Here is a 17,092-nt window from a genome sequence, read left to right as displayed (position 1 = left end):
GGTGCTTCTATTCAGTGGGGCGGGATCGGGAGCGGCGATTATACGTGCCGCATCTGACCCTGCCCATGACCAAGCGTTCACATTGGCGCGTGAATTTGTTTGCTAGTCTTGGGCTGGACACGTCCGGAGAGATTTGCATGCCGCGTTCTGCCATTCTGCTGCTATTGCCACTGTTGTGGGTGCCCTTGACCAGCCCTGCCTGCACCCTCTGGGGCGAGGCGAGTTCACAGGGTGTTTTGCTGGCCAAAAACCGCGACTGGGCGCCGGATCATCGGCAAGTGCTGCGCCTGATCCATCCTGCGCAAGGGCTGCCCTATCTGGGTTTGTTTGCCGTGGGTGGGCGCGAACCCGGGATCAAGGCTGGGGTCAATCAGGCAGGGCTGACCGTCGTGACTGCGGCGGCCAGCGGCCTGCTGCGTGCGCTGCGAGCCACGCAGCCGGGCAAAAACGGGCAGATTGCCCGAATTCTGGAGCGCTACCACTCGGTGGCAGAAGTAGTGGCTGCCGCACCGGCGCTGTTTGGCTCGGCAAGGGCAGGCTTTTATCTGCTGGGTGATGCGCACGAAATGCTGCTGGTCGAAGTCGGCACAGAGGGGCGCTTTCTGCTCACCCGTGAAACCATGGGGCGACTGGCGCACACCAACCATTATTTCGACCCGGATCTGGTTTCTGGGCTGGACCGTCAGGGTGAGAGCAGTGTGATCCGTCTGCAGCGCATCCGCAGCCTGCTGGCGGGTACTGCAGGCGCATTAACGCTCGATGACCTGTCCCGCTTCAGTCGGGATCAGGCGGCCGGGCCGGATGACAGCCTGTGGCGCAGTGGTCGCGAAGTGACGCTGGCGGGCTGGCAGATGATGTTGCCCGTGCATGGAACTCCCGTGTTGCGAGTGTGGCTGGCGAATCCGGGAGAGCCAGAGCAGCAGCGGGAGTGGGTGCTGGATGCGGCATTTTGGGCTGCATCCGCACGCGAATGGCCTTGATGGTCGTTTACTTCGATCGCTGTCTTTATTCGGTCTGTGTTTATTGGAACGAGGTCATGCCACTGCCCGCCTGGATTACCCAGTGGCTGGATTACATCGAGGATCTGGCCGCAAGCTGATGCGCTGCCGGGCCGCACCATGCGGCCCGGAATCGTTTGCCGTTACCCCAGCAGCAATTCACCGCCGCCGATGTCGATGATTCGGCCGGATACTTTGATACTGCAACTTGTATCGACTTGCAGGCGCAGAATAGCTTCCCTTCCAGTCAGATACCCTTGGGTAATGACGTGCTCGATCGGGAGTGCGGGCTGCTGGCGCAGCAGATAGCCTCCCAGGTTGGCGCAGGCCGAGCCCGTACCATAGTCTTCGCTGAGCTGTTCATGCTGTGACCAGAAATAGCGGGCCGGCCAGATTTCAGCGTCGCGAGCCCACACATAGGTGCCGCTGATGCCATCGCGATTGCTTGCCAGTGCCTCGAACGCTGTCCGTTCGGGTTTGCAGCGGCTCACGGCTTCGCGGCTGGTCAGCTCGATAATCAGCTGCTCGACGCCGCAGTCCACAAACAGCGGCTCTCCAGCCAGCTCTTCGGCCTGGATGCCAAGCATGGCTGCACAGGCGGCGCGGTCCGGGCCTGCACGGTAGCGCGGCGGCTGTGCCGTGAGTGTCGCGCGATCTTCCGATACCGTGACCGGAATCAGGCCGGCCGGAAGCTCAAGTGTCACCTCGCCATCAGTACCCTGCAGACGATTTACCAGCCAGGCGGTTCCCAGGGTGGGGTGGCCGGCAAAGGGCATTTCGTAGCCGGGGGTGAAAATGCGTACCCGTGCGCTTGCCGTCGCTGAAGGGAAGACAAAGGTTGTCTCGGACAGGTTGAGCTGGCGGGCAATGGCCTGCATCTGCACGTCGTCGAGCCCGCGCGCATCGGGAAACACGGCCAGGGGATTGCCGCCAAAGCGGGTTTCGGCAAATACATTCAGCAGCTGGTAGCGGTAGGCGGTCATGCGCGATCCTTGCGGGCGAAAATGCCCTCAGCATCGGCGAATGCCCGGGCTGGGGCAAGCGACAGTGCCGGGGTGGCACGGGCGTTACAGTCGGCCGAGCGAGGGCTCTGGAGGATAATAAATAAAACGCACGCATTCTGGCGTTATACTATGCGGTTTTATCGCGCTCGTTTTTCAGGCCGCCCCATGATTCGTAAACTGATCGGCAAAGTGTTGCGCCGTCCCGGCAAGCAAGTTCTGCATGCCAAGCATTACGGCATCCGCCGTGAGCAGCTGCATTCCGCAGCACTGAAGGTCTGTGACCGTTTGCAGGATGCGGGCTTCGAGGCCTATATCGTCGGCGGTGCGGTACGTGATCTGGTTCTGGGCAAGTCGCCCAAGGATTTCGACGTGGCGACCAACGCTACTCCCGAGCAGGTGCGCCATGTCTTTCATCGCTCGCGCATCATCGGCAAGCGTTTCCGCATCGTTCATGTGCCCTTCTACGACCGTGATGGCGAAGAAATCATCGAGGTGACGACCTTCCGCGGCGCGAGTGATGCACCGACGGACGAAAGTGGCCGTATTCTGCGCGACAATGTGTACGGCACGATCGAGGAGGACGCATCGCGGCGTGACTTCACTGTCAATGCGCTGTACTACGACCCGAATCAGGAAGTGATCATTGACTTCCATCATGGTGTATCTGATCTGGAAAGCCGCAAGCTGGCCATGATCGGTGACCCGGTCAAGCGTTACCACGAAGATCCGGTGCGCATGCTGCGGGCAATCCGGCTGGCGACCAAGCTGGATCTGACGATTGCGCCGGCGACGCTGGCGCCGATTGCCCAGCACGCCCGCTTGCTGGAGAACATCCCCTCGGCGCGGCTGTTCGACGAAATGATGAAGCTGTTGCTGTCCGGGCGTGCCTGGGATTGCCTGACCGCACTGCGCGCCAACGCGCTGCACAAGCCGCTGTTCCCGCTGCTGGACAAGCTGGTATCGCAACACGAAACCGCGGCCTTTCTGAAAAAGGCGCTGGACAACACCGATGCGCGCATCCGTGACGATAAGCCGGTATCCGCCGGCTTCATGTTTGCGACCCTCTTGTGGCACGAAGTCGAAGCCCTGTGGCAGAAGAAAAAGGCGGCTGGCGAGCACGCCGTCCCGGCCCTGGTCGATGCGATGAATGATGTCGAGGCCAAGGTGACCCGCCGCCTGGCCATCCCCAACCGCTACGGTGCCGCGATGAAGGAAATCTGGCTGCTGCAGCCGCGTTTCGAACAACGTGTTGGCCAACGTCCTTTCAGGTTGCTTGAGCAGCAGCGCTTCCGTGCTGCTTATGATTTCCTCGAGTTGCGTGCCGAGTGCGGCCTGGCCGACAAGGAACTGGCCGAATGGTGGCGCAAATTCCAGTTTGCCGATGAAGCAACGCGCTCCAGCCTGATCGCTGCGGTGCCGCGTGACGGCCAGCCGGCTGCTGCCGGCAAACGCCGCAAGCCGCGCCGCCGCAAGCCGGCTGGTGGTCAGAGCGGCGAGTAAGCCGATTATTTTCCTCGACAGTGCGGTTCATCCCGGCAAGGGTAGGGCCGCATGATCCGGGTTGCTGCATGACATCCCCCTTTACTGCCTATGTCGCCCTTGGTGCCAATCTGGGCGACCCGCAATCCCAGCTGCGCTCCGCGCTCGCGGCAATGAGTGCGCATCCGGCCATTCTGAGCATCACTGCGTCGTCGTTTTACGCCAGTGCGCCAGTCGGTTATGCCAATCAGCCCGATTTCGTGAATGCGGTGGCTCGAGTCACTACCCTGCTGATGCCGGAAGACTTGCTGCAGGCCTTGCTGGATATCGAACAGCAGCTGGGACGTGTCCGCTCCTTTCGCAATGCGCCCCGCACGCTGGACCTGGACGTGCTGCTGCATGGCGGACAGGTACAGCACAGCGTGACGCTGACGTTGCCACATCCGCGCATGCACGAGCGGGCTTTCGTATTGCTGCCTTTGCTGGAGCTTGACCCGGAGATCATCATCCCGGGCCGGGGGGCTGCGCGTGAGTATTTGGCTGCGGTCGCTGACCAGAACTTGACGCGGCTGGACTGAGGCTGGGTACACTTGCACCTCTTGCGCGGTGCAGCATCCGCTCCGCGCCGGGAACCGATTATTCCGGCTGCCGCCAAAAGCAGTAGCCGCACCTTGTGAAAATGGGAAACCGACCATGAAGATCACGCTGACAACCCTGGCCAAAATGAAGCAGGACGGCCAGAAAATCGCCATGCTCACCTGTTATGACGCGAGCTTTGCCGCGTTACTGGACAATGCCGGTGTCGACATCCTGCTTGTCGGTGATTCGCTGGGTAATGTCATCCAGGGGCACGGCTCGACCCTGCCGGTGACGCAGCGTGACATGGTCTACCACACCGCCTGCGTTGCGCGCGGCAATGCCAATGCACTGGTGCTGGCCGACATGAGTTTTGGTACATCCCAGGTCAGCCCGCAGGCTACCTTTGCCAATGCGGCCGAGCTGATGGCCGCTGGCGCGGAGATGGTCAAGATCGAAGGTGGGGGTATCATGCTGGAGACAGTTGAATTTCTGACTTCCAGGGGAATACCTGTTTGTGCACACATTGGATTGCAGCCGCAGTCGGTGAATGTTTACGGTGGCTACAAGGTGCAGGGCAAGGATGATGCCGGTGCGGCGCTGATCCGCGATGCGCAGGCACTTGAGGCGGCCGGTGCTGGCATGATCCTGATGGAAATGGTGCCGGCCAGCGTGGGGCGTGCGGTAACTGCCGCGGTACGTGTACCGACCATCGGCATCGGAGCCGGAGCAGATACCGATGGCCAGGTGCTGGTGTTGCACGACATGCTAGGCGTATATCCGGGTAAAAAGGCGCGCTTCGTCAAGAATTTCATGCAGGGGGCGAACAGCATTCAGGGGGCCGTCGAAGCCTATGTGAAGGCCGTCAAGGCCTCGACTTTTCCGGCTGAGGAGCATTCTTTCTGATGAGCCTGCCTGCGCCGGCTGATTGCCTGGCTGACAGTGTCATCATCGATTTTCGCCACCCTGCGGTGATGGCGCTGGCGACTTCCCTGCGTGCCGATGATGCGCAGGCTACGGCAGGCCACTGTTTCGACTGGGTGCGTGATCGTGTCGAGCATTGCCTGGACTTCCGGCGCGACGAGGTGCCGGTGAGTGCCTCGGAAACCTTGCTGGCCGGCACTGGGTTCTGCTATGCCAAAAGCCACCTGCTGGTGGCCCTGTGGCGCGCCAACAGCCTGCCAGCAGCGCTGGGATATCAGCGCCTGACGCTCGATGGTCCCAATCCGCCGTATTGTGTGCACGGTTTTGCTGCCGTATGGCTGGTCGATCATGGCTGGTATCGCTGTGATCCGCGCGGCAACAGCAAGCCCGGTATCGATTGCGAGTTTACCCCCGGCCACGAAAAGTTGGCCTATCCGGTCGACTACCCCGGCGAATGCACCTACCCCGGTTTGTGGCCCGAGCCACCTGCCGAACTGGTATCGGCATTGCGCGCACTGCCGGTTGCCAGTGCCTTTCGCAAACATCCGATTGATCTGGTCCCACAGGGACTGCCAATGATTACCGAACTCTGAGTGATCTCTACCATGCAAATCATCCACACCATCGCTGAGCTGCGGGCTTGGCGCAAACAGCAATCCCGCGTGGCGTTTGTTCCGACCATGGGCAATCTGCACGCTGGCCATATGGCGCTTGTCGACGAGGCCAGGAAGCACGCGGATGCGGTCGTTGTCAGCATTTTCGTCAATCGCCTGCAGTTCGGGCAGGGCGAGGACTTCGACCGCTATCCGCGCACGCTGCAACAAGACGCCGCGCTGGTCGCCACCCATTGCGATAACGCGGTGATCTTCGCGCCGGACGAGAAGGAGCTGTATCCGCACGTGATCCAGCAATACAAGGTCGAACCGCCGGCGATCCAGGACGAGCTGTGCGGCGCTTTCCGCCCCGGGCATTTCCGTGGCGTTGCCACTGTCGTCACCAAGCTGTTCAATATCGTGCAGCCGGATGTGGCCTGCTTTGGCAAGAAGGATTTCCAGCAGTTGTTCGTGATCCAGAGCATGGTCGAAGATCTGAACATGGCGGTGCAGATCGTACCGGTCGATACTGGCCGTGCCGCCGACGGGCTGGCGTTATCAAGCCGCAACGGCTATCTGTCCGAGGCCGAGCGGGCGGAGGCGCCGCGCATTCATTTCCATCTGGATCGCATGCAAATGGCCATTCGTGGTGGCGAGCGCGATTATGCGAAGCTGGCACAGGAGGCGATTGACGATCTCAAGGCGCGTGGCTGGGTTGAGGTCGATTACATTGAAGTGCGCAACAGCAAGACCCTGAAACCCGCGACACATACAGACCACGAACTGGTGATTCTGGTGGCCGCCCGCTTGGGCAAGACCCGACTCATCGACAATATGGATTTTGTGATTTGATGGGTATGCACCTACGGGCTCTATGAATAAATGGATGGTGGTATATAGGTTGTTATGTATCTAGCGGCGTGCCAATGCCAGCATGCCGCCAACTGCCCAGAAGGCAATACCGCAACTCCGGTTGAAAAATCGCACGCGTCGCGGGGCGGATAGCCAGCGCGCCAGACTAACGCCTCCAACGGCATAAGCCAGCTGCCAGCCCGATTCGATCAGGAAAAAGGTCACTAGTAGTACCGCCCATTGCTGCCCTTGTGGTAGCGCGGGCTGGATGAATTGTGGCAGGAAGGCGCTGGCAAACAGGATGGCCTTGGGGTTTGAGAGTGCCACGGCCAGCCCGGTGCGATAGCGTGCCAGTCCCGTTTCGCCAAAGGCTGTTGGCAGGTTCAGTTCGACGCCAGCCTGCCAGCACTGCCAGCCGAGATACAGCAGATAAGCGGCGCCAGCCAGTTTCAGAATCGTGAACAGCGTGGTTGATGCCGCCAGAACCGCAGCCAGTCCGAGCGCCGACAGTCCGATCAGCAGCGCCAGCCCACTGAGGGCGCCGGCCATGGTGGCTAACGTGGCACGCCAGCCGAATCGTGCGCCGTGACTCAGCATCAGCAGCATATTGGGGCCCGGTGTGGCCGATATGAACATGGTGGTGGCAATGAAGGTGAGCAGGGTGTCCAGTGGCATGGTGGGTCCGCAGGCAGGGGTTGGTGTTGATTGTCATTCCCGTGTAAATGCAATGTCAATTCAATAGGGCTTTGTCTCGCCGATGCCGGCGCAGTCAGTCGTCAAGCTTGCTCAGTCACCAGCATTTTCGGAAGAATGACCAATAATAAAGCACCGGCGCGCATTCGCAGACCGGCTTTCCGTGCAAGGACTTTGCTGTGCCCACTGCCCTGACCAATAACCATCGTGACGACCACCGGTATTCGTTCAGCCGGATTCGCCGTCTGCTGGCCGTGCTGTCCGGGCTGGTATTGCTGGGGGCGCTGGCAGTGGTCGGCTGGTCCAGTCTGCGTGATTACCATGAGACACTGCACACGACGGAAAACGAGCTGGATGTTCTGACGCTTTCAGTCGACGAACACATTGCCAGAACCATGGAGGGCAGCCAGCGCACGTTGCAGCAGATTCGCGAGGATGGGGTATTCCGATCCTGTGTAGCCGGACGTGACCGAGCCTGCCTGCATGCATTCCTCAAAGGCCAGTCGGACATCAATCCACTGTTCAATTCGCTGGCTGTGATTGATGAAGAGGGCTTGTTGCTCGGATCCAGCCTGCAGCATCCTGTTCCGGCATTCAATGTCAGCCAGCTGCCGTATTTTCGCAATGCCCGTGCGCGCCCCGAGCGCCCCTTTGTATTGGGCGAATATCAGCCCGACCCGAGCGGGCAGCGCGATGGTCTGCAATTTGGTGTGCCTTTGCTTAACCGGGATGGTTCGTTCGGCGGCGTTCTGGTGGCTGGTATCAATCAGGATGAACTGCAGCGCTTTTTTGCTTCGGTCAGTCGCAAGCCCGGCGTGATCATCCGCATGTTTCGTGATGATGGCGTCACCTTGGCGCGTTTCCCTCCGGATAATGCTGATCTCGGGCGCAGCATTGCCCACATGGATTTTTTTGCCGATCGCTACCGGGAGCAGCCCTCCGGAGTGCAGTATGAAACCGGTAAGGTTGACCAGATCAACCGTCTGATGGCTTGGCGCAAGGTGAACGGCTGGCCACTCGGAGTGTTGCTGACGCTGGAAACCGAACGAGCTCTGCAGCCATGGTACGAAGAGATTGCCATCAACCTTGGCGTCGCCGTGCTGTTGTGCGTAGGGGCTCTGGCGTTGCTGGTTTACCTCTTTGCCCAACTGCGCAGGATGGAACGTACCGAAGCCGATCTGTATCTGACAAAGGTTGCGGTTGAGCGGGGCGCTGACATGGCAATCTGGCTCGATATGCAGGGACATATCCGATACGTGAATGCCACTGCCTCAAGCAGACTGGGGTATAGCGAGCGTGAGTTGCTGGATATGCGTTTCCGCGATATCAACCCTGAATTTCATCCCGACTCTTGGCCCAAGTTTTGGCAGCATCTGCGCGAGAAGAAACACTTGTTTGATGAGCTGGAGCTGTGCACGCGAGCGGGTGAGATTTTTCCCGTCGAGGCCTACTCCAACTACGTGCAGTTCAACGGCGAGGAATATAACTGCGCAGTGGTGCGCGACATTTCGGAGCGCCGCCTTGCCGAGCAGGCGGTCATCAAAAGTGAGCAGCAGCTGCGCCTGGCACTGGAGGCGTCCAATACCGGCCTGTTTGATTTGCCACTGGAAGGACGGCGTGCCGCCATTACCAGCCCGGAATATGACAGGATGCTGGGTTATCAGCCCGGTGAGCTGGCCGAAACCTTTGACAAGTGGAAGGATCAGGTGCATCCACAGGATCGCGAGCAGACAATTGGCGCCTTGCGTGATTACTTTGTCGGCAATTCGACGCAGTTTGCCGTTGAATACCGGCGTCGCCTGAAAAGCGGCGAATATCGCTGGTTCCTCTCGCGCGGCCGTTTTGTTGAATTCGACTATCGCGGCAAGCCAACACGCCTGATCGGGACGATGACTGACATCACCGAACGCAAGGAAGCGCAGGAGCGGATAACCGAGCTGGCGAATTTTGACCTGGTCACCGGTTTGGCCAATCGTAATCTGCTGCGAGACGAGTTGCGCCTTGCACTGGCTGCCGCAGAAAGGTTTGGTCGGCATCTTGCCGTGTTGTTCCTGGATCTGGATCGGTTCAAGACCATCAATGATTCGCTGGGTCATACTGCCGGCGACATGGTGCTGTCGCAAGTGGCAAGCCGCTTGCGTGCCGAAGTCGGCAAGGCCGACATCCTTGCCCGTCTCGGTGGCGACGAATTTGTAGTCGTGCTTACCGATATTGCCGGTCCGTTGGCGGCCAGTGCGATAGCCGACCGGATTCTTGCATCGTTTGCGGTGCCGTTCGAGCTGGAGGCAGGGGGCTTTGCCTCATCGACCTCTATCGGTATCAGTATCTTTCCCGATGACGGTGCTGATGCTGATACCTTGATCCGAAATGCTGATGTGGCCATGTATCAAGCCAAGGCCAGTGGGCGCGGTAATTATCAGTTTTTCACTGCGGACATGAATACCCGTGCCTCTGAACGGCTGGTGCTGGAAACGAGCATGCGGCGCGGGTTGGTGCAAAACGAATTTGTGCTGTATTTCCAGCCGCAGGCGAGCCTCGAAGATGGCCGGATCGTCGGGGCGGAAGCGCTCATTCGCTGGCAGCATCCCGAACAGGGGATGATTCCGCCTGGGAAATTCATCCCTGTTGCGGAAGAGAGCCGCTTGATTGTGCCCCTGGGGTCCTGGGTATTGGAGGAGGCGTGCAGGCATGCGGCGAGCTGGGTTGCCAAGGGTTTGCCGCCGCTGACCGTGGCGGTGAACCTTTCGCCGATGCAATTCAGCCAGCCGGGGCTGGTGCAACAGGTGCGTGACTGTCTCGAGCGCTATGGCTTGCCGCCAGAGCGGCTGGAGCTGGAGGTGACCGAATCGGTGGTGATGCAGGATGTCGATCAGGTGGCTGCAACACTGGATGCATTCAACGCACTCGGCGTGAAGCTGTCGATTGATGACTTTGGTACGGGATATTCCAGCTTGTCTTATCTGAAGCGCTTTGCCTTTGACAAGCTCAAGGTTGATCAGAGCTTTGTCCGTGACCTCTCAGATGATCCCAATGATACGGCGATTGTGCTCGCCATTATCGGGTTGGGTAAAACACTGGGAATGTCAGTGCTTGCTGAGGGGGTGGAAACACAGGCGCAGCTCAAATTCCTGCGAGAGGCTGAAACCGATTCGATTCAGGGGTTTTTATTCAGCAGGCCTGTTCCTGAGCCGGATTTTGTTGAGCTGGTGCGCAGCCAGGCCCGCTTGCCACTGATGTAATGACAGGCGGGGCAGGCTGGAGTTCTTATGCCTAGTCAGTTGGCTGTGTGGTAGACATATTTTTTTACATTCATTAGTAGTTGCTTACGTTATAGTCATCTCTTGTAATGGGGGAGCGTGCGTGAGCGAAGCTGCAAAGATCAGACAAGGCTGTTGGCTTGCCGTGATGGCCATCGCCGTGTTTGTGGGCGGCGTATGTTCATCGGCACGCGCGGAAACCCTCGATGTATTGCATTGGTGGACTTCCGCCAGTGAAAGAAAGGCCGCAGTTTTCCTTGAACGCCGGTTGGCAGAGGATGGTATCACCTGGAGGGACGTCGCAATTCCAGGGGGAGCCGGTGTCGGCGCTGTCAAGGTATTGAAAACCCGCTTTCTCGCCAATCAGCCTCCTGCGGTGGCTCAGCTGATTGGCCCGTCTTTGGCAGAGTGGGCCCAGTTGGGTCTGATCGTCGAACTGGATGAGGTCGCCCGTGCTGGCAACTGGCAGGATCACTTTTTCCCTACAACCTGGCAGTTGGTGCAGTACAAGGGGCATGTCCTGGGGGTGCCGCTGGGAATCCATCGCATCAATACGCTGCATTACAATCGGCAGATCTTCGAGCGGCTTGGTTTGCGGCCACCGCGCACATGGAAGGAGTTTGACCAAGTAGTTCGGCGGTTGCAGGCCGCAGGGGTTACCCCTTTGGGGCAGAGCAGCGAGGCCTGGCAAGTTGCGACACTTTTTGAAACCTTGCTGCTGGCTGAGGGCGGGCCGGCATATTATCGTGAACTGCTGGTAAAGCGTAATCTCAGGGCTTATCAGGATCCCCGGCTGGCAAAGGCATTGCAGCGTTTGCGCGACTTGCGCAGTGCCATGGGGCCATTGCGAGAGCGGCCATGGACAGATGTGGCAAGGCAGCTGGCCGCCGGCGAGGTTGGAATGGTGGTGATGGGGGACTGGTTCAAGGGGGAGCTTAATGCGCTTGGACTTTCTACTGGTGACGAATTCAGCTGTGTTCCGGTTCCAGAAACGGCAGACTATCATCTCTACAGTATCGATACGTTGGCGATGTTTGCGGTGGATGACAAGCTGAAACCGTTACAATTCAGGATGGCTCAACTCTTGCAGCAACCGGCCGTGCAGCTGGGCTTTTCAAGGCTCAAGGGATCAATCCCAGTCAGGCAGGATCAGGATATCGGGGCACTTGATGTCTGTTCTCGTGCATCCTGGCAGGCCTTTGCAAGAGGAAGTGCGATGCAGGCGCCTAGTCTGGTACATCGTATGGCCAGTGATGAGCCGTTCAAGGACGCCGTGGTTGCCCAGATACACCGCTTCTTTATGGATGAAACAATCAGCGTTGCCGAGGTGCAGCGCAGGCTGGAGGCTCAGGCAAGGGCACTGGCCATGGAAGGGAAAAAGTAGCTATGCGCAAGATCCTGATCGTGGATGATGACCAGAAAACTCGCGACCTGCTGAAGGTGTATCTGGAGAAAAACCAGTACGCTGTCCGGCTAGCGCATGATGGCAGCAGTTTTGAAAGCGAATTCGAGACCTATCGCGACGAACTTTCGCTGGTCATTCTTGATGTGATGCTGCCCGATACCGATGGCTTCGCGCTTTGTCAGATGGTACGCAAGCGTAGCAGTATCCCCATCATCATGCTGACAGCCAGCTCTGATGAAACGGACAGGATTGTCGGCCTGGAAATGGGGGCAGACGATTACATTGCCAAGCCATATAACCCTCGGGAGCTGCTAGCCCGCATCAAGGCGATCTTGCGCCGGACAGGTGGGGAAACGGCTGCTCCGGTTCGTTATTACCGTTTCCTCGGCTTTACACTGGATATGATCGAACGGTCACTTTCCGATCCCTCCGGAGACACCGTAAAACTGACCGGTCTGGATTTTCAGTTGCTCAAGCTGTTTGTCGAACACCCCGGCGAAATTCTTGATCGCAATTTGCTGGCCGAAGAAACCCGGGGGCGAGATGCAGGCCCCCTCGATCGTTCCCTCGATGTCCAGGTCAGCCGCTTGAGGCAGCGTCTGAATGATGATGGCAAGCAGCCGGCCATTATCAAGACAGTCCGAGGAGCCGGGTATGTCTTCTCCGCCGAGGTGAGTGTTGCATCTGCCTGAGTGCCGGCTGCTGCGACGCTGGCTGGATAAATTGTGGCCTGAGTCGCTGTATGGGCGCTTGTCGCTGGTGATGGTTGCAGGCGTGCTCGGTACGCAGATGCTCGTCAGCTTGTTGTGGGCCACGCAATTGCGCAACAACGCGCAAACTGAAACACGTTCTGCTGCCCAGCACATTGCTTTCAGCGCTGCTAGTGCATTGCGCTTCTTCAAAAGCCTGCCGCCCAAATATCGCCCGCTGATGCTGGAGCAGCTGCATGAAATGGGCGGCACGCGTTTTTTTATTAACGTGAACCGGGAGCCGGTGTTCCTGCCTTTCAAACTGGATGAACCGCTGATCAGATTGGTGACCGATGAGGTCGGTACGGTACTGCGGCGTGAGTTGCCGCCCCCGTCTCGTTTCGAGATTGCGTTTGCACCGGTTGAGAGTCTGCCGGTTTCTGATGACCGTGTATTGGTGCAGGATCTTCCCGATAACTGGGTGCAGCATATTTTGCTCATCAAGCCGCGTCCGGCACCTGTCCTGGTGATCCAGACTGAAATCGAGCCCGGAAACTGGTTGTATCTGGCGACGGTCATGCCGGATCCCTATTTTCTTGAGAACAACAATCCTTTTACGCTCGATAGAATTGTGCTTCAGCTGATTACGCTGGCTGCAGTCATGCTGTTGTCGCTGCTGGTGGTGCGCTGGCTTACCCGGCCCCTGGATGATCTGGCTGATGCCGCGGAAGCTTTTGGCAAAGGTGATCAACCGGTACTTCCTCCAACGGGCAGCCGGGAATATGTTCGTACGGCAAGGGCATTTTCCGCGATGCAGGAGCGGATTCAGCGCTATATCGAAGATCGGGAAAAACTGTTCGCTTCGATTTCACATGATTTGCGCACGCCGATCACACGGCTGAAGCTTCGAGCCGAAATGCTTGATGATCCGCTGGCTCGCTGCGAATTCCATGAAGACCTGGATGAGCTGGATGTCATGGTGAAGGGCGCTCTGCAGACCGTGAAAGATAGCGACATTCACGAAAACCGGACACGGGTCAGTCTGGATGCCTTGCTTGGCAGGCTGGTGCGAGATGCCCAACTGGCAGGACAGCATGCCAGTTTCGAGCCTTCGGGATTGTCTGTTATGGCCAAACCCCTGGCACTCAAGCGCGCTATCTCCAACTTGCTGAATAATGGCCTGACCTATGGCCAGCAGGTGGATATCCGTTGCGATGAGGGGGTCAGCAAAATCGTGATCTCCTTGCGTGACCACGGCCCTGGAATTGCCGAGGAAGAGCTTGCCCGCCTGTATGAGCCCTATGTGCGGCTCGATCACGGACGCAACAGCAATCGGCACGGGCTGGGGCTCGGGCTGGGGATTGCCCGCAACATCATTCAGGCCCATGGCGGTACGCTGACGCTGGCTAACCATCCCGATGGTGGGTTACTGGCACAGATTACCCTGCCTGCCTGATGAACTCCGGCAGGCAGGTCATCGATCTGACTCTATTTCTTGTTATTGCGTGGTTGCGGGATGCTGATGGCGGCGGTTTTGCTGGCCTCATTTGTCCCAATCAATGTGCGCAGCTGCTCACGAAGTTCCGCACTACTGCGTGTGCCGTCACGGTACAAGATTACCGGATCAAGTAGCGCCGGTGTGCTGATAGCCAGCTGGGCTACATTATCCGGGCTGATGGTGTAGCGGCCAAGTGTGCGCTCGAGTGGCCAAGCAACGTCCGGGAATACGACGTAGGCCAGTTCGGAGCAGACAATCCTTTCGTGGGTCATCACGTCGAAATTGAAGTCGTATTCCTTGCCCACCTGTTCGAGCGCCGTCAGTACCGCCTGCTGACGGTAGCGCGTATCGAGCGGGCGGCGATCGCGCAATACCAACAGATCATCAATATTCAGGAAGTGCTCCAAGGTGCTGATAGTTACGCCGCTCCGCAGAGCCTCGACAATCCGTCCACCCTGACGGATCTGCTGCTGATAGCTGGAGGGAATGCGTTCCCATACACCCATTTCACGTAACTCAGCTTCGCTGCCAAGCCATATAGCCACATGGCCATAATGCCCGGGAATCATTTTATCAGTCAGACGAAATGGGGTTTTTTCCAGCAATATATCCAGCGGTTTCAGCTCTGCGGCCAGGTTTGCCTGCTCTGCTGCGCTCATCCGGCTTAATTTTCCATTGCGAGTCTGGACTACCCCGACCATGTTGCCAAAGCCCATACTCAGCCCTTGGCTGAGTATGTTCTGGATATTCTGATTGCGAATTTCCAGATCGCGGCCCAGGTAATTCAAGCGATCAACCACGCTAATACCCTTGCTGCCATGCAGGGCAACATACCATACGGTGCTTTGGGTCAGGCTATACAGATAGTCTTCTTCCGGTGAGGCCGGTTTGCCTGACTTGCGTCGCCAAGCCATGTATTCATCGATAAACCGGGTTGCACTACTTATCTGGGTGCGGAAAGTCGTTGAATGGTAGTTATCTGCCAACTGGCGCAGATTGGCGTCGCTTTTCACATCATAAGTCAGCAGGTAATCGATGCTTTTGTTGCTGGCATAGGGCTCGACCGCGATTTGATAGCTGTCCATCAACACCAAAGCGGTTGTCAGCCCATACTGGATATCTAGCAGGAGTTCACGTCCGGCACGATCTTCGGGGTTGATCCAGATCTGACGTTGCAGGCCACCACGACTGGTGCTGAGTGTTACCGCGCTGGCATCTTCACCTGTAGGGCGATCACTGGTCAGCGTGATGCGTGTGCCCAGCTGAAAAAGCGGAGCCACGGCACGCGCATTGGGTAAGAGTTCAGCCCGCAGGTTGATATAACGCTGAGCGAGTTCACGCAATTGATTGCTTTGGGCTCGGGTCAGCTTGGGTTCTTTCTGGGTGAGGATGCCGTTTTGCTGGGCAAACCGGTAGGCTTCCGAGCGCAGCTCAACCAGGTCGCCAACCTGTTTTTGGAATATCGGTAATACGCTGCGAGCCTGTACGGCCATGCTGACGAAGCAGAGTGTCAGCAAAGTAAAAACGCGCCACATGGTTTATCTCCTTGTGCCGGCATCCTGCCTGCACTGTCGCGCGATGTAAAGAATTGCCTTTTGAAGAACGAGGGCCTCAGTCGCTTTGCCGTACAACGGGCATTGCAGCGATACACCACAGCATTGCTGCTGACATCACGAGCCCAAAGACAGGCATGATCCAGCCAATACTCACATGAATCGCCAGCAGGCCGGTAACCATTGCATAGGAAAGCGGCGATAGTCCCATCGCAGCCATCGTGTTCAGGCTCATCACCCGACCGATTTTCTCCCGGTCGGTATATTGCTGGATCACTGACATCATCGGTACATTGTTGGAGGCAATGCCCAGCCCGAGCAGGAACTGTACCCCGACTGCCGCCCACACCCAGTAGGTATGCCCCTGGAGTGCCAGTAATACGCCTTCGACGGTAATGACCAAGGCGATCATAAGCAGACGCTTTTTCCGTGGAGGCCACATGGTCAGCAGCAGACCGCCTGCCACCATGCCTGCGGCCCCCGCGCTTTGCAGATAACCGAGCGTTTCTGGCAGGCCATCCAGATGTTCGGTAACCACCAGTGGAATCCCCAGCGACAGCGGCCCCATGAACAGCAGGTTGGCAAAGGCGTAGATGATCATCATCGCCCGCAGTTCCGGTGTATTGAGCGTGTAAGTGATGCCTTCGCGCAATTCGACGAGCAGATTGCTTTGCTTGCTCTGCGGGGTAACTGGCGGTTCCATCATTGCCAGCATGGTTAGTACGCCCAGTAGCAGGCCTCCAGCAGAAATCGCAAAAACTTCCTGATAATCGAACCACACCAGCATTGCACTGCCCAGTACCGGGCCGAAGACCAGCCCGATCTGGTTGGTGGTCAGCATGATCGAGTTGGCCCGGGTCAGCTCCTGTTCCGGCACGATGCTGGGTACCAGCGCACCTTGCGCGGGCCAGAAGAAGGCATCCAGAGCGCCATACAGGAAGGCAAACACAGTAATTGCGACAATTCCCAGCATCTGGAAGTTCAGCAGTGCCACCACGGCCAGAAGCAGGATGACGCGAACCCCCATTGACATCATCAGGATATGACTGCGCTTGATGCGGTCGGCCATGACACCGCCGACTGCCATCAGCAGGATGCGGGGCACGGATGCGGCGATCATCACGTAGCCCAGTTGCTCTTTGGCCCCCAGCGTTTTGACGACATACCAGGTCTCGGCCAGCATGGCCACCGCTAGCGTGAAATTGCCGATGATGGTGGCAAGCCAGAGCATCAGGAAGTTGCGGTTGCGAAAGAGCGAGGGCAGGGGCATGAAATGGCGACGGCTACGATGAACAGGGATATGTTAATCGTAGCCGTTTCAGGGCTTGTATCAGCAATTGCGCTTTTCTGCCGGCTCAGTGGCAGTGCGTACTGCTAATACTTGGTTGGGTATTGCCATATCCCCCTTTCCTTGTATGGTTTGTGAGCCCATACGTCTTATTCGATGTTTTGTACTTGAACTTCGAGTAGTCCAGTTTTTGCCCTTCAAACCCGCATGAAATCTACATTCTGCTCAATCCTGACATGTCCCCCCTAGCTCATGGGTACAAAAAAAGTACAAGCCAGAGCAA

14 protein-coding genes are annotated in these 17,092 nt (G+C 58.0%); 10 read left to right on the top strand and 4 right to left on the bottom strand.

The window, feature by feature from the left end; translation table 11 throughout:
- Nucleotides 1-137 precede the first annotated feature (137 nt).
- Nucleotides 138-980: a carcinine hydrolase/isopenicillin-N N-acyltransferase family protein gene (locus INR99_RS14115; RefSeq protein ID WP_194117015.1), complete on the top strand. Its 843-nt coding sequence runs from the start codon at nt 138-140 to the stop codon at nt 978-980.
- A 161-nt stretch (nt 981-1,141) separates the two neighbouring features.
- Here INR99_RS14115 and INR99_RS14110 read toward each other — a convergent pair whose 3' ends face one another.
- Nucleotides 1,142-1,981 carry a PhzF family phenazine biosynthesis protein gene (locus tag INR99_RS14110; RefSeq protein WP_194117014.1) on the bottom strand — a complete coding sequence of 280 codons (840 nt, stop codon included), beginning with the start codon at nt 1,979-1,981 and terminating at the stop codon, nt 1,142-1,144.
- A gap of 186 nt (nt 1,982-2,167) precedes the next feature.
- Between INR99_RS14110 and pcnB the strand changes: the two genes are divergently transcribed.
- The 5 genes from pcnB to panC all read left to right on the top strand — a co-directional run bounded on the left by pcnB (nt 2,168) and on the right by panC (nt 6,426).
- Nucleotides 2,168-3,502 (top strand): polynucleotide adenylyltransferase PcnB, encoded by a 1,335-nt coding sequence (pcnB, locus tag INR99_RS14105; RefSeq protein ID WP_194117013.1) that lies wholly within the window; start codon nt 2,168-2,170, stop codon nt 3,500-3,502.
- A 68-nt stretch (nt 3,503-3,570) separates the two neighbouring features.
- Nucleotides 3,571-4,059 (top strand): 2-amino-4-hydroxy-6-hydroxymethyldihydropteridine diphosphokinase, encoded by a 489-nt coding sequence (gene folK, locus INR99_RS14100; protein WP_194117012.1) that lies wholly within the window; start codon nt 3,571-3,573, stop codon nt 4,057-4,059.
- A gap of 115 nt (nt 4,060-4,174) precedes the next feature.
- Nucleotides 4,175-4,963 carry a 3-methyl-2-oxobutanoate hydroxymethyltransferase gene (panB, locus tag INR99_RS14095; RefSeq protein ID WP_194117011.1) on the top strand — a complete coding sequence of 263 codons (789 nt, stop codon included), beginning with the start codon at nt 4,175-4,177 and terminating at the stop codon, nt 4,961-4,963.
- Nucleotides 4,963-5,574, top strand: coding sequence for a transglutaminase-like domain-containing protein (locus INR99_RS14090; RefSeq protein WP_194117010.1), 612 nt, complete (start codon nt 4,963-4,965; stop codon nt 5,572-5,574). Before panB ends, INR99_RS14090 begins: the two co-directional genes overlap by 1 nt.
- 12 nt (nt 5,575-5,586) lie before the next feature.
- Entirely contained in the window at nt 5,587-6,426 is an 840-nt protein-coding gene (panC, locus tag INR99_RS14085) for a pantoate--beta-alanine ligase (RefSeq protein ID WP_194117009.1), read from the top strand.
- Between the two features lie 60 nt (nt 6,427-6,486).
- On the opposite strand, the gene INR99_RS14080 is transcribed toward panC, so the two are convergent.
- Nucleotides 6,487-7,101, bottom strand: coding sequence for a LysE family translocator (locus INR99_RS14080; RefSeq protein WP_194117008.1), 615 nt, complete (start codon nt 7,099-7,101; stop codon nt 6,487-6,489).
- Nucleotides 7,102-7,298: 197 nt separating this feature from the next.
- On the opposite strand from INR99_RS14080, the gene INR99_RS14075 reads away from it, so the two are divergent.
- The 4 genes from INR99_RS14075 to INR99_RS14060 all read left to right on the top strand — a co-directional run bounded on the left by INR99_RS14075 (nt 7,299) and on the right by INR99_RS14060 (nt 13,926).
- Nucleotides 7,299-10,358: a bifunctional diguanylate cyclase/phosphodiesterase gene (locus INR99_RS14075; protein ID WP_194117007.1), complete on the top strand. Its 3,060-nt coding sequence runs from the start codon at nt 7,299-7,301 to the stop codon at nt 10,356-10,358.
- Nucleotides 10,359-10,479: 121 nt separating this feature from the next.
- A complete protein-coding gene (locus tag INR99_RS14070; protein WP_308431502.1) occupies nt 10,480-11,760 on the top strand; it encodes an ABC transporter substrate-binding protein in 1,281 nt (426 codons plus the stop codon).
- Nucleotides 11,761-11,762: 2 nt separating this feature from the next.
- Nucleotides 11,763-12,473: a response regulator gene (locus INR99_RS14065; protein ID WP_194117006.1), complete on the top strand. Its 711-nt coding sequence runs from the start codon at nt 11,763-11,765 to the stop codon at nt 12,471-12,473.
- Complete coding sequence (locus INR99_RS14060; protein WP_228098334.1) at nt 12,460-13,926, top strand: ATP-binding protein; 1,467 nt, start codon at nt 12,460-12,462, stop codon at nt 13,924-13,926. Before INR99_RS14065 ends, INR99_RS14060 begins: the two co-directional genes overlap by 14 nt.
- Before the next feature lie 32 nt (nt 13,927-13,958).
- On the opposite strand, the gene INR99_RS14055 is transcribed toward INR99_RS14060, so the two are convergent.
- Complete coding sequence (locus tag INR99_RS14055; protein WP_194117005.1) at nt 13,959-15,503, bottom strand: YiiX/YebB-like N1pC/P60 family cysteine hydrolase; 1,545 nt, start codon at nt 15,501-15,503, stop codon at nt 13,959-13,961.
- A gap of 76 nt (nt 15,504-15,579) precedes the next feature.
- Nucleotides 15,580-16,791 (bottom strand): MFS transporter, encoded by a 1,212-nt coding sequence (locus INR99_RS14050; protein ID WP_194117004.1) that lies wholly within the window; start codon nt 16,789-16,791, stop codon nt 15,580-15,582.
- Nucleotides 16,792-17,092: the final 301 nt, after the last annotated feature.

It is taken from the genome of Chitinilyticum piscinae, assembly GCF_015223195.1.
Classification (GTDB): Bacteria; Pseudomonadota; Gammaproteobacteria; order Burkholderiales; family Chitinibacteraceae; genus Chitinilyticum; species Chitinilyticum piscinae.
The sequence above is the reverse complement of the archived record's forward strand: the minus strand, read 5'-3'. Positions and strand labels throughout refer to the sequence as shown.